19 protein-coding genes are annotated in these 17,962 nt (G+C 48.9%); all 19 read left to right on the top strand.

What is annotated here, in order from left to right:
* Positions 1-396 precede the first annotated feature (396 nt).
* Entirely contained in the window at positions 397-768 is a 372-nt protein-coding gene (locus BCU07_RS17465; RefSeq protein ID WP_017061840.1) for a hypothetical protein, read from the top strand.
* 174 nt (positions 769-942) lie between these two features.
* Positions 943-1,245 carry a type IV conjugative transfer system pilin TraA gene (locus tag BCU07_RS17460; RefSeq protein WP_102428342.1) on the top strand — a complete coding sequence of 101 codons (303 nt, stop codon included), beginning with the start codon at positions 943-945 and terminating at the stop codon, positions 1,243-1,245.
* 41 nt (positions 1,246-1,286) lie between these two features.
* Positions 1,287-1,592, top strand: a complete 306-nt coding sequence (traL, locus tag BCU07_RS17455; protein ID WP_016800278.1) for a type IV conjugative transfer system protein TraL — start codon at positions 1,287-1,289, stop codon at positions 1,590-1,592.
* Positions 1,592-2,152 carry a type IV conjugative transfer system protein TraE gene (traE, locus tag BCU07_RS17450; protein ID WP_016800277.1) on the top strand — a complete coding sequence of 187 codons (561 nt, stop codon included), beginning with the start codon at positions 1,592-1,594 and terminating at the stop codon, positions 2,150-2,152. Before traL ends, traE begins: the two co-directional genes overlap by 1 nt.
* The gene (gene traK, locus BCU07_RS17445) at positions 2,149-2,874 is read left to right on the top strand and encodes a type-F conjugative transfer system secretin TraK (protein WP_016800276.1); all 726 of its coding nucleotides are present in this window, start codon (positions 2,149-2,151) and stop codon (positions 2,872-2,874) included. The genes traE and traK overlap by 4 nt, the downstream gene beginning before the upstream one ends.
* Positions 2,871-4,283 carry a TraB/VirB10 family protein gene (locus BCU07_RS17440; protein WP_017061841.1) on the top strand — a complete coding sequence of 471 codons (1,413 nt, stop codon included), beginning with the start codon at positions 2,871-2,873 and terminating at the stop codon, positions 4,281-4,283. Before traK ends, BCU07_RS17440 begins: the two co-directional genes overlap by 4 nt.
* A gap of 11 nt (positions 4,284-4,294) precedes the next feature.
* Positions 4,295-4,675 (top strand): type IV conjugative transfer system lipoprotein TraV, encoded by a 381-nt coding sequence (gene traV / locus BCU07_RS17435; RefSeq protein ID WP_016800273.1) that lies wholly within the window; start codon positions 4,295-4,297, stop codon positions 4,673-4,675.
* A 4-nt stretch (positions 4,676-4,679) separates the two neighbouring features.
* Positions 4,680-7,223, top strand: a complete 2,544-nt coding sequence (gene traC / locus BCU07_RS17430; protein WP_016800272.1) for a type IV secretion system protein TraC — start codon at positions 4,680-4,682, stop codon at positions 7,221-7,223.
* Positions 7,220-7,567, top strand: a complete 348-nt coding sequence (locus tag BCU07_RS17425) for a TrbI F-type domain-containing protein (protein ID WP_016800271.1) — start codon at positions 7,220-7,222, stop codon at positions 7,565-7,567. Before traC ends, BCU07_RS17425 begins: the two co-directional genes overlap by 4 nt.
* Positions 7,568-7,571: 4 nt before the next feature.
* Positions 7,572-8,294 carry a type-F conjugative transfer system protein TraW gene (traW, locus tag BCU07_RS17420; RefSeq protein ID WP_017061842.1) on the top strand — a complete coding sequence of 241 codons (723 nt, stop codon included), beginning with the start codon at positions 7,572-7,574 and terminating at the stop codon, positions 8,292-8,294.
* A gap of 11 nt (positions 8,295-8,305) precedes the next feature.
* Positions 8,306-9,307 (top strand): conjugal transfer pilus assembly protein TraU, encoded by a 1,002-nt coding sequence (traU, locus tag BCU07_RS17415; protein WP_220503519.1) that lies wholly within the window; start codon positions 8,306-8,308, stop codon positions 9,305-9,307.
* Between the two features lie 12 nt (positions 9,308-9,319).
* On the top strand, positions 9,320-10,006 hold the full coding sequence (gene trbC, locus BCU07_RS17410) for a type-F conjugative transfer system pilin assembly protein TrbC (RefSeq protein ID WP_016800267.1): 687 nt from the start codon (positions 9,320-9,322) through the stop codon (positions 10,004-10,006).
* Positions 10,003-11,763 (top strand): type-F conjugative transfer system mating-pair stabilization protein TraN, encoded by a 1,761-nt coding sequence (traN, locus tag BCU07_RS17405; RefSeq protein WP_017061844.1) that lies wholly within the window; start codon positions 10,003-10,005, stop codon positions 11,761-11,763. Before trbC ends, traN begins: the two co-directional genes overlap by 4 nt.
* Before the next feature lie 24 nt (positions 11,764-11,787).
* A complete protein-coding gene (locus tag BCU07_RS17400) occupies positions 11,788-11,991 on the top strand; it encodes a hypothetical protein (RefSeq protein WP_016799995.1) in 204 nt (67 codons plus the stop codon).
* A 12-nt stretch (positions 11,992-12,003) separates the two neighbouring features.
* Positions 12,004-12,813 carry a type-F conjugative transfer system pilin assembly protein TraF gene (gene traF, locus BCU07_RS17395; RefSeq protein WP_170962434.1) on the top strand — a complete coding sequence of 270 codons (810 nt, stop codon included), beginning with the start codon at positions 12,004-12,006 and terminating at the stop codon, positions 12,811-12,813.
* A 15-nt stretch (positions 12,814-12,828) separates the two neighbouring features.
* Positions 12,829-13,266 (top strand): conjugal transfer protein TraF, encoded by a 438-nt coding sequence (traF, locus tag BCU07_RS17390; protein ID WP_016799993.1) that lies wholly within the window; start codon positions 12,829-12,831, stop codon positions 13,264-13,266.
* 71 nt (positions 13,267-13,337) lie between these two features.
* The gene (locus tag BCU07_RS17385) at positions 13,338-14,624 is read left to right on the top strand and encodes a conjugal transfer protein TraH (protein WP_241904846.1); all 1,287 of its coding nucleotides are present in this window, start codon (positions 13,338-13,340) and stop codon (positions 14,622-14,624) included.
* A 12-nt stretch (positions 14,625-14,636) separates the two neighbouring features.
* Positions 14,637-17,345: a conjugal transfer protein TraG N-terminal domain-containing protein gene (locus BCU07_RS17380; protein ID WP_280604886.1), complete on the top strand. Its 2,709-nt coding sequence runs from the start codon at positions 14,637-14,639 to the stop codon at positions 17,343-17,345.
* Between the two features lie 85 nt (positions 17,346-17,430).
* Positions 17,431-17,874 carry a hypothetical protein gene (locus BCU07_RS17375; protein WP_017091788.1) on the top strand — a complete coding sequence of 148 codons (444 nt, stop codon included), beginning with the start codon at positions 17,431-17,433 and terminating at the stop codon, positions 17,872-17,874.
* The last annotated feature ends 88 nt before the right edge of the window (positions 17,875-17,962 follow it).

Here is a 17,962-nt window from a genome sequence, read left to right as displayed (position 1 = left end):
CTGACTACGTTGATATCGCAGTCTTTGAGATCAAAGTCGAAAAACACATTCGTCGGCTTTTTATTCCATCTGCATACCAACACCCGCATCACCGTAAGAGTGGCTGCCTTCACTATTGCAAAAAGCGCCGCAGATGGGCGCAGGCCTGCGTAATATGCCTAAAAAGTTCAGGAGCCTTACCTGGGGCGACGTCCAAGGCTGTTTTTCTACTCAATTAAGCACGCTGGTTGAGTGGTTCAACAGAGTTACTTGGGAATACCAGACACCACATCCTTTGGGTGTGCGCATTCTACTACAAGAATGCACAAGCCAGTTTGTAGCACGGCTCTTGAGAGAGAGCCCATTGTTTTGTTCTTTTAAAAGAGCAAAACAATGTCCTTAAAAGGAGTTTGAATAATGCAAATTGTATACGGATATTGTCGTAAAAATGAGGCGGGGAATTTATTGGACCGCTTTGTTAAACAAGGGGATTTTGTCAGCTTCAAAGAACTGGGCTCGGTCGGGCGTGAATACATGGCATTTGCTGCTTTGTTGCCTTTTACTGACCGCCTCCCCTTTCCTTTCTATTGGAAGGGCGTTCATTTCGTTTCGGTTCAAAAACACACCCAATCAGTCCGTCAACTCACACCACCACCATCAAAAAATGCTCGCAAAAAACATTATCGTAAACTCAAGAACACGATCATGACCCCTCAAAATTGGAAACAACACGTCTGTCGCAATCGCGGTTTGAAGTCTGTAAACGCTTCCTTGTTGCCTTTAATGTAATCGAGAAGAACCATGGGGCTCAACGGCAACACCTTCACTCATGCGGCCCAAAGCATTCCCCAAAATATGGGGAACTAACAACGTCCATTTTTCAACCCACCAGATGCACGACACCCCTTTTGATAAAAGCGGTGCGATGTCGTGCCTCTTTTATTTACATTTAAAGGTAACCACATGAAAGATAAAACCTCACGCTTCAACCTTCCTCTTACGTATTGGCGTCACTTTTGTACGCTACTGGCCGTCTACTTTACCTGTGCGTCACCCGCTTACGCCGATGACCTTTTTGCCAGTGGTAAAGATACCGTGACCAACACGGTAGGGACGGGGTCTTCTGGCGAGTTCTACATTCTGGTGGCAGGCCTGATTGGCGGCATCATCGTGGGCATCATGCAAAAGAACTGGGTGGGTGGCATCATCGGCTTTTTCGTTGGCGTGGTGTTCTGGGAAGTTGGTAAAGGGTTTGTAGGCTTATAAACCACATAAGGAGAGCGCGAAACTATTCGCCCTATTTCACCATGGATCATCAAGACAAACAAACCCTCTTCGCTTTTCCAAACTACTTACAAACCGACGTCAAAATAGTCGGATTTCCAATCGATGAAATACTCCCTTCTATCTTGTTGTTTTTGATGTTGTTCAACATCAATCGGTTGGTCGCGGTCGCCGTGTGTATCGGCTTTTTCCTCACCATTCGCAGCTTAAAAGTCCGACACGGCCCCAAATTCATCATTCACTTCATCCACTGGTATGGGGATGACACAGCGAATAAAACCATTTTTAAACGCACGCCCCCCGCCACAAAAAAATATTGGATTTACTGATGCTCAATGAACATAACGGCGAGGCGCTTAAAGCGGCTCGCTTTATCAATTACGTCCTCACCGCGGTGGTGTTGATCACCGCCTTAGGAACCGCTGGGTTGAGTTTTGCTTTATTAAGCCAAAACCAAGCGGAAAAGCGCACCTTCGTGCCACCTCATATCGACCGAGCGTTTACGATCTCAAGCGATGCGGTTGATGAAGCGTATCTTTCTATGATGGCCGATTGGTGGATACACCTAAAATTTAATGTCACGCCCTCTAACGTTAAACGTCAATTCAACTTACTCATTACCTACGTGCCGCCTAAATACTGGAGCGGCTTACAAGACAAGTTGATGCGAGAAGCCGAATTTATCATCGAGAACGACGTCACCAGTTTTTTTGAAGTTGACACGCTGTCTATCAACCTGAATGAAATGAAAATACGGGTCAAAGGCACGCTCAACAAAACCATCGCGGGGCGCACACTTGACCCTGAGCCCGTGACGTATCTACTCCAAGCCGATTACTCAAGTGGCTTGATTGAACTTCACACCATCGCCCAAGAGATACCGTTATGAAAATACGCTTGATTTATGCTTTTTTTGGTTTGTTGTTACCCATCATGAGCCACGCCCATACGATTGACGCAAAGACCTACTATTTTGAGCAAAATGATACCATTGTGTTGCCCTTATCCTCGGTCAACACCAACCGTTTAGTAGTGAAAGACGACAAGATATTAAACCTTCATTGCCCTAGAGGGTTTTGTCTCGCTAAAGCCAATCAACGAGACCAATCGGGCTCTATTACCGTCAAACTCAACATCGCCTTGCCTTTTACCGCGCACGTCACCACAGAGAAAGGTCAAAATTTCTCGCTTTTTATCAACCCTAAAGCCGTCCCTGCGGTGGTGAATGAGTTTATTCCGCTTCGCTCTACTGCAGAGAAAAGTGTCTTTGAAAAAGATCTCGAATACCCTTTGGCCTTGGGGCAACTCACCAAACAAATGATACATTGGCAGCGTTCAAAGACGCCTATCCCAGGGTTTCGTGTCCATCCGATTGATCCCGAAACCCTCCCCAAAGACACGTCGCCACTGGCCATTATTCCGCAGACCCTTTTTGTAGGCCGCCCCTTCTCAGGGCTTATTTATCAAGTTAAAAACCAATCCAATGACACCGTCACTCTGACCGAAGCGCAATTTTACAGTTACGCCAGTCGGAGCGCCTCACTTGACCGTTATACCTTACCCCCAGGTGAATCTACACATCTGTACATCATCACAGGAGGTCGCGAATGAAACGATTGAAACAGTGGCTTTTTAGAGAGTCAGACTTAGAGGATGGAGTGCTCGCCAATGACCAAAGTAAGCAGCGCAACCAAATACTCAGCCTGTTAGCCGTTGCGCTCTTAGTCGCAGTTTTTTTTGCGTTTAAAGCCTTTAAACAACCTCGAACCTCGCTAGATACTGCGAAAGAAGTCGTTGAGTCAGCCCCCAATTTTGGGGAAATCATTACTGATGATTTTACCGACAAAGACAACCGCTCAGCCTTGACCTTACAAGGTCAAGACATTGAAGACGTCAAAGAGAAGATGGAAAACCTCAATCGAGACGTCGATCGTTTGATGACGAGCAACGAAAATACGATTTCGCAAATGAAGAAAGAGAACGAGATCTTACGCGAGGAATTACGCCAACATCAAGAAGCGCAGCGCACCATCGCCTTGCCATCAACCCAATCGCTATCCTCAAAGGAAGCCGGTCACCTCACCGTCATGGGAGAGCCTGCGCCGTTTGGCTCGCGCCCACTTCCTCCCAAACCTTTGCCCTCTTACGCCACCAATGATCTGCAAAAAGAGAGCTTTCAATACAGCAAAGCCGATAAGGCCTCGTTTGATGACCAAGGGCAAGCGTTTGACTCGTTTGATTTTTTTTGGACAGCCTCCTCAGAGTCAGCGTACCAACGAACCGTCGACAATTACGTCCCGTCAGGCACCTTTGTGACCGCCAAAATCACCGGTGGCGCCGATGCCAATGCCGGGGCGTTCGGCCAAAGTGATACCGCCCCCATCGTGTTTCAAACCGTGCATGAAGGCGTGTTGCCCAATGGAGAAAAGAGCCACCTCAAAGACTGCACCATCATTGGGAGCGTGTACGGTGACCTTTCTTCCAATCGCGGCGTGGCGCGCACTCACACCCTCAGCTGCATTCGGGACGGTCGAATTTTAGATATCCCCGTTCAAGGCACCGTCTTTAACTTTGGGCGCAATGGCATCCGTGGCACCTCGATTTTACGTAACGGCAAAATCGTCCAAATGGCGGGGATCTCAGGCATCTTAACAGGACTGGGTGAGACCGGGGCGGGCTTGGCCAGCACCACCTCAACCTCAGCGCTTGGCTCAACGTCGAGCCTCAACAGCAAGGATGTGGGATTAAGTTTATTGGGCAATGCCACCTCGGACGTGGGGAGTAAGCTTTCGGATTACTACATTGCCTTAGCCGAGTTATATCACCCCTTCATCGAAATCAATCCAGGGGGCATCGTGAATATCGTCTTTACGAAAGGGTTCCCTCTGGATGATGAGGAAGCGATCAAACGCTATGTTGATCATCAGACAAAAGAGCAAGAGCAAGCAAAACCAGACACCCTTTTAGAAACCATCACACTCAACCCTCTCGCGGCAGAAGTTAACCAACAATTAAATTAAGGTCGGCTTTTATGACTATCAAACTTTTCACAGCGCTGCTTATTAGCCTACTAGCAGGTTGCTCTGCGGGCTTTCAAGATGAATTTAGTTGCCAAAAAATCGGCGGTATACCCGGCTGCGCCAGCATGGATGACATTCGCAACATCTCGACACACCCAACAACACAACAAGTCGCCGAGGCTAACGTCCTGGCTTCCCACCCTTTTGCCTTACTGCCAAGACGCACCCGTGAAGGCCATCCTATTCGAACCCAAGACACGGTTAGGAAGGTGGTGATTTTTCCCTTTACTTCGGATGACACCACCACTTACCTCGACACAATGGATATTTACATTGTGTTAGACGAGTCTACCTGGACAGGTCGCCCTGTTCAGGCTATCAAGAAGGATTAACGCCATGGGCGTCTCAAAAGATTTAAAGGGTTTTTATCAAGAAGCCAAACGTGAATATAACCACCTTCATTCTGAACTGCCTTACCGCACTTTTGATGCGCAGCACAGCCTCTTTCATAACAAAAAGGGCGTAGGATTTGGATTCAAATTGAGCGTCTTAACGGGGGCGAATGACGACATGGTGGAGGCATTTAACCGTCTCATCATGGATTTACCGCCTGGCCATAAATGGGATTACCATTTTTCCATGATGGGCCACAACCACGTGAGTCATTTGATTGAGCAAAATACCGCCTTGAAATCCGCTCGTGCGGGTATTTGCAGTGAATTAGCAAAACAAGAAGCCGATTACGCCAACTTTGCGGCTCACCACGGCTTTTTTCATCGTCAGAAGCATTACTTTGACATCAAAGATTACAGCGCGTGGTTGTTTGTCTCCAGTACGGACGATGTTGATAGTGTGTTGGATTGCAAAGAGGCGCTCACCACGACTTTATCCCAAATTGGACTGGAGCTCACGCCGCTTACCCCCGAAGGCTTAATCAACTACGTCGAAGGCATTCTCAATTTTGACCCCACACAAACCGCCCCTCGCGGATCTGACTACGCACCAGAAGCGTTGATCTACAAACAAGTCCTCTCTCCTGATACCGAGTTTTTAACTCGCCGACATTACACCGACGTTCGCTTTAGTAACCGCCAACATCAAACGGTGACCTCGCGGATCATTTCATTGGGTTTACGCAGTACACCTCGAACTTTCCGCCTTTACGCCTTGCCCGATTGTTTTGCGTCCTTAAAGAGCGTGGCCAAAAATGTGCAATGTCCACACCTCATGACCCTCAATTTTCGCCATCAAGAATCGGGCAGTTTTGCGACCAAAAATGGCGGACGCATTGGAGAGCTGGAAAAAACACTCAAGTCCCCGATGGCATTTTTCTTCCCTCAAGCGAAGAAAGAGCAGAGCGAACGCGAGCAAATTCGAGATGAAATGTCGGATGGCATCAACAGCATGGCATACATGCACCTGACGCTGACGTTATTTACCAACAAAAAATCCGAGCGACTGCATCGCACTACTGCCATTAACGCCTTTCGCTCTGGCGGGATTGATTTACAAACCGTCTCGATGCTGCAAAGCCAAGCGCTCATGACGACCTTACCGTTCATGATGACCGATGGGTTTTGGGCCGATTGCGACCGTGCTGGACGCATTCAAACCGTAAAAACCGGCAATGTGGCCAACCTCTTGCCTCTTGTGATGGACGTAAAGAATTTCAGTGGCGGCATGATGCTTCCCACCATGCGCCAACAAGCCTTTTGGTTTAATCCGTTTAATTGTGGCTCAGATAACTACAACATCGCCCTGACCGGAGGCTCCGGGGCAGGAAAATCCTTCTTTGTGCAAAAGCTCGCCGAAACCCTCTTTGCCATGAACGGTAAAATCTGGGCGTTAGATAAAGGAAAGAGCTTTAAAAAGCTCACCTTGATGCTTGGCGGCCGCTACATGACGGCTGAGAAGATTTACCTCAATCCATTCACTCATCTGGAACGCATTGCCATGGGGGATGACTATACCGATGAAAAAGGCGAACAGGTCAACCCTCTCAAGGAAACGCTGCACACCATCACCGGACTCTTTGCGACCATGGCCTGCCCCACACACGAAATGGGAGATTTTGAAAAATCGGTCCTCGGTGATTGCATCATTGCGGCTTGGCAGGCACACAAAAGCGAGACGTTGGTTGACCATGTGCAAGAAGCGCTGTTTGCGGCGGCCGAAAAACAAGGCGGTGATCGCCGCCTTTCTGATATCGCCATGCAACTGAATAAATACCGCTCAGAGGGGATCTACGGTGACACCTTCAATAAACCGTCCATGCTGGATCCCAATGTCCACTTTACCACCATTGAACTCGACGGATTTCCCTCGGACATCATGCGACCGGTGATTTTTGCGCTGATGTCGAGCATCACTCAGCAGATGTACCTTTCAGGCTCTCGTTCAACGCCGAAGATGTGCATCATTGAAGAGGCGTGGTCTCTGATGGCTGGCTCTAATGCACAGGCACAAGAATTCATCAATACCGGTTATCGCACCGCCCGAAAATTTGGGGGTTCGTTTTGCACCGTGACGCAAGGGATTGAGGATTTTTACAGCACACCTGAAGCGCTCGCTGCGTTCAATAACTCCGACATTCACATCACTCTGCGTCAAGGCAGTGGATTGGCGAAATTCATCAAAGACAATCCTTCACACTTTTCACCCTATGAGCAATTTGTCATCAAGAGTTTTGAAAAGTCCTCCATCGCCGGTTACAGCTCTGTCATGCTAAAAACCGGTGATGTAACGACCTTTCATCGCTTGTTTGCCGATCCTTTTACTCGTGCGTGCCTTTCGACAGAGCCGCATGAGTTTGAGTACTGTGAAACCTTGATGAACCAAGGCGTCCCACTCATGGATGCGGTCAATCAAACCGCAGAGCATTTTTACGGACCAGAAATTGAGATCTTCAACACCCTCATCTATGGTAAGGAGGCCAAATGAAATCCATCCGTCACACACGTCTTGTCGGTGCCCTGTTTGCCATAGTGTTGATGATGTTCACGCTGATGGCCGTCAAGCTCAACACCGCCCCTCAAATCGTGGTCTTCGATATCGAACAAACGTTAGCGCAATATCAAGACCAACTCATTGAAGCCAACCTCAGCGATCAGGAGCACAGCGCGCAATTGGCGACCTTTGATACGGAACTCAGGCGGCTCTTGAAAGAATACGCGCAAGCGCACCATCTCGTGATTATCGTGCCAGGCGCGCTCATCAGCGGCGCACCGGATAGAACCACCGAGATCCAACATTACGTTATTGAGGCGCTTAAAAAGGAGTCATGATCTTATGATTGTTCACGGGCATTCATTCATCAAACCAACAGCACTCTCAAAGGTGCTCGGTCTCACTTTACTTGCCATCGCCCCCACCGCTCTTAGTCAACAATTTGGGCGTCAAGGCGAACTTTTCCCTATTGCAGAGGTAGACATGTTGCAATGGATTAACAGCAGATTGACACACTTAGAAGCCACGGGAGAAACCGCAAAGATGCAACAGCAGTTTGTGGAGAACGTAGAAAATAACGTGCGAAGACCCCCTCCCGTTAAAGGGTTGACCGCCACCACCGCGCCCAACACCTTTTACATCGACCCATCATTAAAGCTGGCCACCGATATCAAAGATGCACAAGGTAACCTCCTTTATGCTAAAGGCCTCGTCATCAACCCTTTTGATACCGACACTTGGCCAGTCGACATTCCCAAACAATCATTCGATTACTCGTATGTGATTGTCTTTCTTGATGGTGACGACCCAAGCCAGCGCGCTTGGGCTAAACAATACCGCGCAGATAAGCCGATAAAATGGACCCTCACCAACGGCAGTCCAGAAAACGTCGCCACGGAGTTTGACGCCCGAATTTATTTTGACCAACAAGGTCACTACAGCCGTCAATTTCAACTCTCACACATTCCCGCTCTGATTGAACAAGACGGAGCGCGGTGGAAGATCACAGAGATCGATGTGACGCCGTTCACCACCATAAACAAGAGTGCGACGAACACAAAATAAGGAGAAAGACCTTGAGATCCCATGGGTTATTACTGCTTGGTTTGTTCCTATTTCCTTGGCAAACCCAAGCTCAATCCGCCGCTTGTACGGGGCATTTCTTAAATCCATTGTCTGATATTTGTTGGGACTGCCTATTTCCTATGACACTGGGCAGTGTGCCTCTCATTAGCTCGACATACCCTGACACCGCCAACCCAAGCATGCCGATCTCCTATTGTCCTAAACCCCCGCCCATTTTTATGCAAATTGGCTTAAATATTGGGTATTGGGAGCCGTATTCCTTGGTGGACGTGACGCGAGTCCCTTATTGCATGGTCAACATGGGGATGCAGTTGAGTAATGACAATAGCCAACAAATAGGAGGCTCGCAGCACGACTCAAGCAGCAAAACCAGCGGCAATGCTTTTTATCACGTGCATTGGTACAAATATCCGGTGATTTACTGGCTACAACTGATGCAGTCGGCCGCCTGCATGGCCACGGATAATTTCGATGTGGCCTACCTCACCGAGCTTGACCCGTTTTGGGATGATGATGAGATGTCGTTCATTCTTAACCCCGAAGCCATTTTGTTTGGCCACCCCATCACGCAGCTCTCTTGCATCACCGAAGCCATGGCGACCACCACCGGGCGCGTTTTGCCTTTTGATGCGCTTTTTTGGTGTTTAGGCTCACAAGGCAGCGTCTACCCATTAACCGGTAATAGCGCTTACTCTCATACCGGCCCTCAAGTTGGCACACTGATGTTAGAGCGTTTTAATTTTAAAATGCACAGGCAAGGCATTGTGTGGGAAACCCGGGGCGAAGATGGCGCAATCTGTTACCAATGGCCAGAGCCTATCTTGCCGAAAAGTCGCTATCGCTATCAATTGTCGGCACCGATTGGTGATGCCGCTCATTGTTATCCCTATGGCACCACCTCGTCACTTTGGGAGCAAGGTAAAGACAACCCAACCACCGGCGGTAACTTTGGTTTTGTGAACTGGCGAAAACGTAATTGCGTATTTTTATAAGGAAATGAGACGATGTCATTTAGCCCAAGAGCCTCATGGCTGTTACTTATTCTGCTGGTTAGCCCTCTCTCAACAGCCGAGAAGGGTTACTCTCAAGAAGAGCTCAAAGCGCTTGCCAAGCAAGAGCAGACCATTGCAGCGCCAACCAATCACAGTGAACTGACCACCTTTCTTGAACGAGGTCAGCAACATAAGCAAGAAGCGTTGTCGATGAATCAACACCTCGATAACGTGTTGCAAGACTCGCCACTGGCGAGTGTTCTTGGGGTGCCTCAGGAAAATCCAAACAAAAAGGCGCAAGGTGTGATGGTGTTTGTGTCGCTTTCCATGCCAGATAACGCGCTTAGACAGCTACTCAAACAAAGTCAGCAATATCAGGTTCCTCTCGTGATACGTGGGGTACTGCCAGAAGGCATGGTACCGACAGCCTCTCGAATACTGAGTTTGTTAGAAGCGGACGACGAAGAAATGGCCATTGATAGCGGTTTTGCCATCAGTCCACAGTGGTTTCGTCAATTTAACATCACCCACGTCCCCGTGTTTGTGGCCATTGGAGAAGCGTGCAATGAAGCGTCTTGCCCGCAAAGTGATTACGACATGGTTCACGGCAACCTCTCCCTTCCTAACGCATTAACGATTTTAAGCCAAGGCGATGTAGGACACATCGCCAAACAAGTGCTCAATAGGAGTTCCCCTTGAATTCGCCCTTTTCACTACTTTTTGTTTTTCTCTCTTTCAGCGCTGCTCTCTTACTCTCCCTTCATACCCTTGCCGCCCCTCAAGAAAACACATTCTACGACAACGTGGAGTGGGCGAAAAACACCCCGAACGAGGCTTACAATGACTCAGAAATGACGCTTAACCTGTCAGACTTCTGCAGCGACAATAATCCAGGGTGTGAAAGCAAAATCCGACAGCCTGATGAAGCCGGGATGACTGATGCACAAATCACAAACCAATCCACGTCGGAGTTTGGCAACAACGAACACGCTCAAGCGATACAAGAGGGGTTTGACAATAATAGTGCCACCATTAACCCCAATGATGACACGTATCGATTCGCCACCCTTGGCATTGAGAACGCCTATGAAATCAGTCATGGTCAGTCTAATCAGTACGTGGATTGTGACAACGCCACGCAATGCGTCATTGATAACATCGCAAAGCAATGCTACCGACCAACTCACAACCCGGTCCCGTGTGACAAAGTCCCCGTCGCCTCCGTGAGCCTTAGTGAAGTGATCTACCGCTGCCCATCCGGCTGGACAAAGCAAGGGGATAATTGCCAACGCCCTCTCTCACAATGCCGACACGATAATCACAATTACGTGAGGCAAACGGGGGGAACAAGAGGGTTTACAGGGTCAGATACCACGTATTTCTGGGATGGGAAGGTTGTCTCTCCCAACCAAGGCTACACGCTTGGCGATTTAAAACAGACCGACCACATTGTCTGGAAAAGTAACGAATCCTGGTATAAACGCTACCAGATTTGTCGCCCCACCACACAAACGAAAAAAGTCACCTTGAGCTGCTCAAACGGATTCTCCTTATCCGGAGGGAACTGCATCAAGAACAACATTACTTGGCGAACAGAATGCAACCTGATGAACTCATGCAAGATCACTCGCCAGCAATGCATTGAAGGTCGAGCCACCCGCATCATTAATGGCATACCGACCACGCTTGATTGCTGGAAGTATCGGGTTGAGCACCAATGCACTCGACCCAATACGTGCAACGTCCTGCCCGCCGATTGCACCACGACGTCAACCCATTGCAGCCTCCAGCAAAACGGTGTGTGCATTGAGGAGAAAGTCAATAAATCCTGCCCACAGCGGCGCTGCAGTGCCACCCAATTAATCTGTGGAGAAGAGAGCTTTTGTCTGGATGGCGATTGCTTTGAAGCCATGGCGACCACTTCAAACCGCTTTAATGAAAGCACCTCAGCCTTAGCCGCGCTCGCAGAAGCCGCTGACGGTATGGGTAACCCACCGAAGATATTTACAGGCAAAGGCATGAAGTGCACAGACGCCGCTTTTGGTTTTGCCGACTGCTGTAAAGACGGCGGTTGGGGCACGAGTATTGGCATAGCCCAATGCAATGATGAAGAGAAAGCGCTCGGTCAAGCCAAAGAGCAAGGCATTACGATAGCCCTTGGCCGTTATTGCGCAGAAAAGGTCTTAGGCGCGTGTATCCGGGAAAAGAAGACCTACTGCGTCTTTGATAGCAAATTGGCGCGCATCATCCAAGAGCAAGGCTCGAAAGGTCAACTTGGCATCAGTCTGGGAACCGCCAAACACCCCATTTGCGGCGCCCTTACCCCCGAGCAGCTTCAAGACATAGATTTTGAACGCCTCGACTTTTCGGACTTCTACGACGACATGCACGGCAACACCAACCTGCCTTCGGCCACAGAAATCCAAGAGCGATTACACAGCGCTTATCGCCATTAACTTAATCAATGATGAGGACATGATATGGATCCCCTACTCCCTTTACTTGTGGCCACCCTGTCGACAACCGGGTTTGCCATCACCCTTATTCGGCATCTTCTGTTCAAACGAAAACTCCATCAGCTCAAGCAAGAAATGATGAGGCACCAACAACAGCGTGGCATTGATGAAGCACTTTGGACGTTATTTCACACGCGCACCCACAAGATGCTGAGTTTCTGGCAATAATGAGGTCACACCATGAAGGACTTATCCACAAAAACGGTGAACAACTCAATTAACCGATTAACAATCAAATCCCTACCGTTAATGTTGTTGGCTTTATTGGCCTTTCACAGTATCGCCGATGAGCCCCCCAAGGGGTGGCGCTGGTATAACGAGACCAAAGCGCCCAAAGTCCCTCCCAAAGAGGAGGAGAGCCTCCCCCCCAACAGCGTCTCTACCGTGATGAGCGCCACCGAGCAGATGCAATGGTTCCACCGCGCGTTTGATGAAGCGTTAAACGATGCCACCATTAACCCAACCGATGAAGAGAAAAATCTAAAATTGATGAAGCTGAAAAAATTCATCGATGGCAAGACCACGCAAACGGGCATGACCTTCAAAAAGCTCATCAACGAACACCCCGAATACTCGTACACCAAAGACCGCCCCACAGAGCAAGCCGCAAGAGCGACGTACTATCAAGGTATCCAACTCAAAAACGAAGCCACTGTGCGTCAATTGGTACAAGAAGGTTGGGGCCTCTACTTCATCTACGAAGGGCAAGACGCCTTATCTCAAACCCTAGCACCCTCAATCCAAGACTTTGCCCACCGGTACCACATCGAACTGGTCGGGATCAGCAAAGACGGTCAGACCTTTGAGACGATTAATGAAAACCGTATTGATAAGACAGGGCGTGTACAGGTGCGCTACACACCGGCTTTAATGCTGGCCAATATCCACACCAAAGCACTCAAGCCCCTCGCCTACGGCTTCATTTCACAAAAAGACTTGCTCTCTCGCTTTCACAACGTCGCGACCAATTACCAAGACAGCGACTTTTAACTTAAGGACGCCCCGATGAACGCTTTTATCCGCACGTTATTGTTGAGTACGCTGATGACGCTCGCCTCAACCTCCCTCACTCAAGCGCAACCCCCTCATGCGATGACAGGCCAATACGCCTTGGTGTTCTTCCATTTTAGTCAGTGCGCTGAGTGTCACCACTTTGCCCCAACCATGAAGCGGCTAGAGCAAACTACTCAACTACCTGTGTACGATTTCTCCTTTGACGGACAACCCATCCCCGGTTACGCGACGCCTATACCGACCAACTCTGACATCACCGCTGCGTTTTTTGGGGATCTCAAAAACGCCATTACGCCCGCCACGTTCTTAATCAACGTCAGCAATGGTAAGTACGTGCGTTTGAGTGAAGGCAATGTTCCATACACTGAGCTGCTTAAGAGCTACCAAGCCTTGCGCGCCGATGTGGCCATCATGGAGAGTTTACAATGACGCGACCTACCCTCCTGGCTCTCTTAATGAGTCTTTCATGTTCACTTCATGCCGGCGGCTTGGGCGACGCCATGAACAGCTTTTGGGATGACAGCAGTTTTAACAGCAACATCACGAACCCAAGTGCCTATCAGGGTCAATCCGCCACCTACTATAATGCGGGCAGTTTGTTTGCTCGCACCAACATCAAAAACATTCAACTGGCCGCCATCACCTTGCCTTCTGTCAGCGCAGGGTGCGGTGGCATTGACGCCTTTATGGGCGGCTTTTCTCATATTAACTCTGACCAACTGGTGGCTTTTGGTAAAGCCGTCATTGCCAACGCCGTGCCCTTCGCGGTGGATTTAGCGCTGCAAACTTGGGCGCCGAGCATCAAAGAGAATCGGGACAAACTGCAAGCCATTGCTGATCAGTTCCTCACCACCTCGATGAACTCTTGCCAAGTAGCGCAATCGGCGGTCTCTGGTTTAGCGGCCTTTACCGATGGGGAAGCCAAGCGACATGCCTGCGCCACCCTAGGCACGCAAAGCAACGCTTTCGCTGATTGGTTAGAAGCGCAACACGAATGTCGCAACGTCCGTACCAACCAGAGCACACTGGCTAGCAACACCGATGACGCCACGGCGCACGCAGTGAAAGTGAACTTAAATGTGGTGTGGGATGCGCTCATGAAAAGCGCTTACCTTCAAGACAATCAAGAGGTCGCCGAGTTTATCGTAAGCCTCACTGGCACCGTCATTTACGACGCGCAGGGGACGCCAAGCTACATTCCGGCCATGTTAGTGGGTAACGACACCGCCATTAACGCCCTTTTGACCGGAGGGGATTTGGAGGTGTATCGATGCGACAACACCGAGACCTGCCTTTCGATGAGCCTAAGCGCCATCAGCCTAAATGAAAGCCAAGCCTTTAACGCCAAAGTGCGCCACACCGTCGATACGCTCTATGCCCACTTACAATCTGACCAACCTATCACCGACTCAGAGAAGAGCTTTGTTGAACTCAGTGACATTCCTATCTTAGCAATGCTCATTGATGATGCGCACCTCAACCTACAACCAGAAAGCCATTTATACGCTCAAAATATTGCCGCCGATCTCTTGCATGCCTATCTCAACAACATGCTGATGATCGTCAATCAATCCATGACCAACCTCGCTTCGGTTAACCCAACCGACGTCAATCGCACTCTCGAAGGCATCAACAGTGCAAGGGATTACTTACAAACCATTCGAGACCGTCACAAAACAAAATTGAACGCGTACTTAGCCCTCACTGAGCGCTTAAAACGCAAACGAAAGCTCCTTAGCCAATCGGCAAGTGACGCTACCCTATCGAACCTCACCTTTGGCCATTAAAGGAGATCCCCAATGACCTTAGACTTTTATCTCTATGGCGCAGGCCCTCAATTACAACGAGCCTTGAACGCCGTCGCCACTTTTTTTACCACCAACACCTTTGGCTCGTTAATCGAAATCGCCTTACAACTGGCCTTTATCATCAGTGCCACCCTATTTTTTGTGTCTCGAGACGCGAAACATGTGATGCGTTTTATGTTCATTTACTTGGCTATCCCCACTTTTCTTATCAGCATGAAAGCCACCGTCCATATCAATGACGCGCAAAATCCTATGCGCATTTATTACGTGAATAACGTGCCTTACATCGTCGCAATACCCGGTTGGGCGGCCACCACGTTCATGCACGGCTTAACCGAAGGCATTGAAATCGTCTTTAGCAGTACAGAGGATGAAAGCTACAGCTCCTCAGGCATGGTGTTTGGTTCGAATTTATACACGTTGCTTCGTAGCGCCAACGCCGAAACCATTGATCTGCAACGCTATTGGAAAGACTTTTATCACAACTGCATCGTCGGAGACATTCGAATTAACAAAAAATACACCATGCAAAACATCCTGCAAGCACCGGATTTGCTGGGTTTTCTCGCCACAAAATCGATGTCCCCCATTCGTGGGCTCTATAACCCCCAGGGTCAATACAGAACCTGCCGCGACGCGTTTCCTGAACTCACTCAACAATTTGATGAAGAGGCCAATCAAACCATGAATAAACTGGGCGCGTATATCTTGGGACGAGAGAGCAACATCCAATCAACGTTCTTAAGAAACGCCATCGAGAATAGTCACCAAGATTTAATTGGGGTCAGTAACAACGCGGTCGATATTTTAAAACAGAACATGGTCATCAACATGACGCGATGGAACATCGAAAACACGCACCGAGGTATCGCGGCCAACTACGCCTACACCGCCAACCAAATGCAAACCACCACCATGTGGGCCAACATTGGGCTGCAAGCCAAAGAGTTCATTCCAATGATGCACTCGATAGGAGTGATTTTGTTTGTCTGCTTTGGGGCGATCATTGCCATCATTGCCTTGCTGCCACATATGGCGCTGCCTGTCCTTAAAAACTACGTTGGCAGTTTTTTCTATCTGGCCACTTGGCCTATGATATTCACCATCCTCAACGCTATAATGATGTGGTTCTTAGAAGGGGCGACCCAGGGCGCGACACAAGGGTTACGCGGCATTACCCTCTCGAACATGAGCGGCATTGATTACGTCAACACGCGTTACGCCTCCATTACCGGATACTTGATGATGTCCACCCCCGCGATTGCTTTGGCGTTAACCAAGGGCGCAGCGGCCATGATGAGCAGCTTAAACTACCAACTGGCGGGGATGATAAACCAAACCAATGCCCGTACGTCGGCAGCGGCCTCAAGCGGTGACATCAGCCACGGTAATACGCAAATGCAGACCCACACGTTTAATAACGTCAATGGCAATAAGTTTGATACGTCGACATTGCTGAAACAACACGGCAGTACCACTCAAAGCGAAGACGGTATGCTTTCAACGCAATACGGTGATAGAACGGTGTATGACACTAGCCCTACCGCGTCGAATTTCCAATGGAACGTCGCATCAACCAGTCAATACAGTGAAGCGGTGCAAGACTTGCACACCAATGCTCAATCGAACCTCTCGACACAACAAGCGGCCTTGTCGCAAAGCACACAAAGTGGCTCTCAACTGATGGCCGATTGGAAAGAGAGTTATTCTTCAACCCAAGGTTACGGTTTAACTCATGGACACGGTGCAACTGCTGCGGCTTCAAAAGGCTTAGAGCAGGTCAACTCCGCCACTGAGCAAGTCAGTGCAGCAACCGGATGGAGCCATGAGAAAGCGAATGCCTTCTTACACTCTGCGTACGGCGGTTATGACGTGAATGCAGGACTGTCAAGCGGCGCTCTCGGTGACGCCGTAGGGTTTAATGGGAGTGTGAACGCGTCCACGGGACAAAAATGGACACAGGAAGACCGCGAAACGCTCAGCAGCATGAGCAACGAGCAACAAAGCCAAATGCAAGCCGCTATCGAATCCTACCGCTCTGGTGCCAACCAAACCATCGATGCGAGCAACCGCCTCACGGCCGACGAACGTAATACGGAGATGGGCACTTACGCCACTGGCTTTACGGCGAACTTTAGTGAGACGCAAGGCTTGATAACGTCCACGACACAATCTCAGCAAGAGGTCGATACGCTCAGCCAAGTCAACAGCCAAGAGCATCGTCAAGTGGCGAGCCTGATTGAGAAACTGGAAATACCATTCCAAGATTTTGTGGAGGAGCAATATAAATCTGAAGAAGGACGAGCAAAGCAGATTCTTACCGGTAGTAATGATAAATCACGCCAAGATCGAACAAATGAATGGGAAGCATTTAAAACAACCGACACGTTTAAAGATTTTGTGCTCGCCAGCGTACCCACTCAAGAAGAGCACGAACAAACCTTTAATCCTGAGCCGACCCAAGCCGAGTGGCAAACGATGGTGGGCGAACAATACAAAGGTAAAGCTCTAGGCAACACCAGCCAAACGGTGATTGAGCAGCATGAACAGCGCGGCGGCACTGAGCGTTATTACAACCCAGACAACCACTCACAAATCGTGGAGGAGACACGTGAACAATTTGAGGCCACCAGTAACCGTGTTGAGCCACCTTCCACCTTGCAGCCAACAGAGAATGAGGAGGATAAAACCCGAACTTAAATATAAATAATGGTTAATTATTGAGTAACCCAAGTAAGGTATCAAAACAACCTAGTATTATACACAATATTAAATGGAGAGAATAATGATGATGAAATGGATCGTATTAGGCTTATTCACATGGTGCTCTTTTTCAGGAGCTACGGCACAAGGTTTTGATGAACTTTCAGGCAGTAAAAACAATCCAGCCTCTATGACGTATTACTTGGAGTATTATAAAAAGACGAATAATCAAGAATATCAATACTTATTAGCCACCGTTCGTGCTGCTGCAGATACGGTAGATTTTTATACCACTCGATTAGATGCTCGCGATCAGCGCATTGATTATTGCTTGCCCATGAAAGATGCAGCCAATCGCGACACTTTATATAACTGGAAAACAAAAGAGCTAATAGATCTTATCAATAACCAAATTGAGCATGATCCTCGTGTAAAAAAATATAATAGGCTTGCGGGCTCTATCGGAAGCTACCTTGTTGCCGCTCTCAAAGAGCAATACCCTTGCCCTGTACAAAAGCAGTTGTAGGCTGTTGGTTTACCCTACCAAAAGTTATCCATTATTATCATGCCGTTCGCTACTACCCCCGTGATATCTCACGGGGGTAAACTTAGAC

The sequence above is a fragment of the Vibrio sp. 10N.261.54.E10 genome, from assembly GCF_002877735.2.
In the GTDB taxonomy this organism is placed as follows: Bacteria; Pseudomonadota; Gammaproteobacteria; order Enterobacterales; family Vibrionaceae; genus Vibrio; species Vibrio crassostreae_C.
Note: the sequence above shows the minus strand (reverse complement) of the source record. Positions and strands in the feature narration are given on the sequence as shown.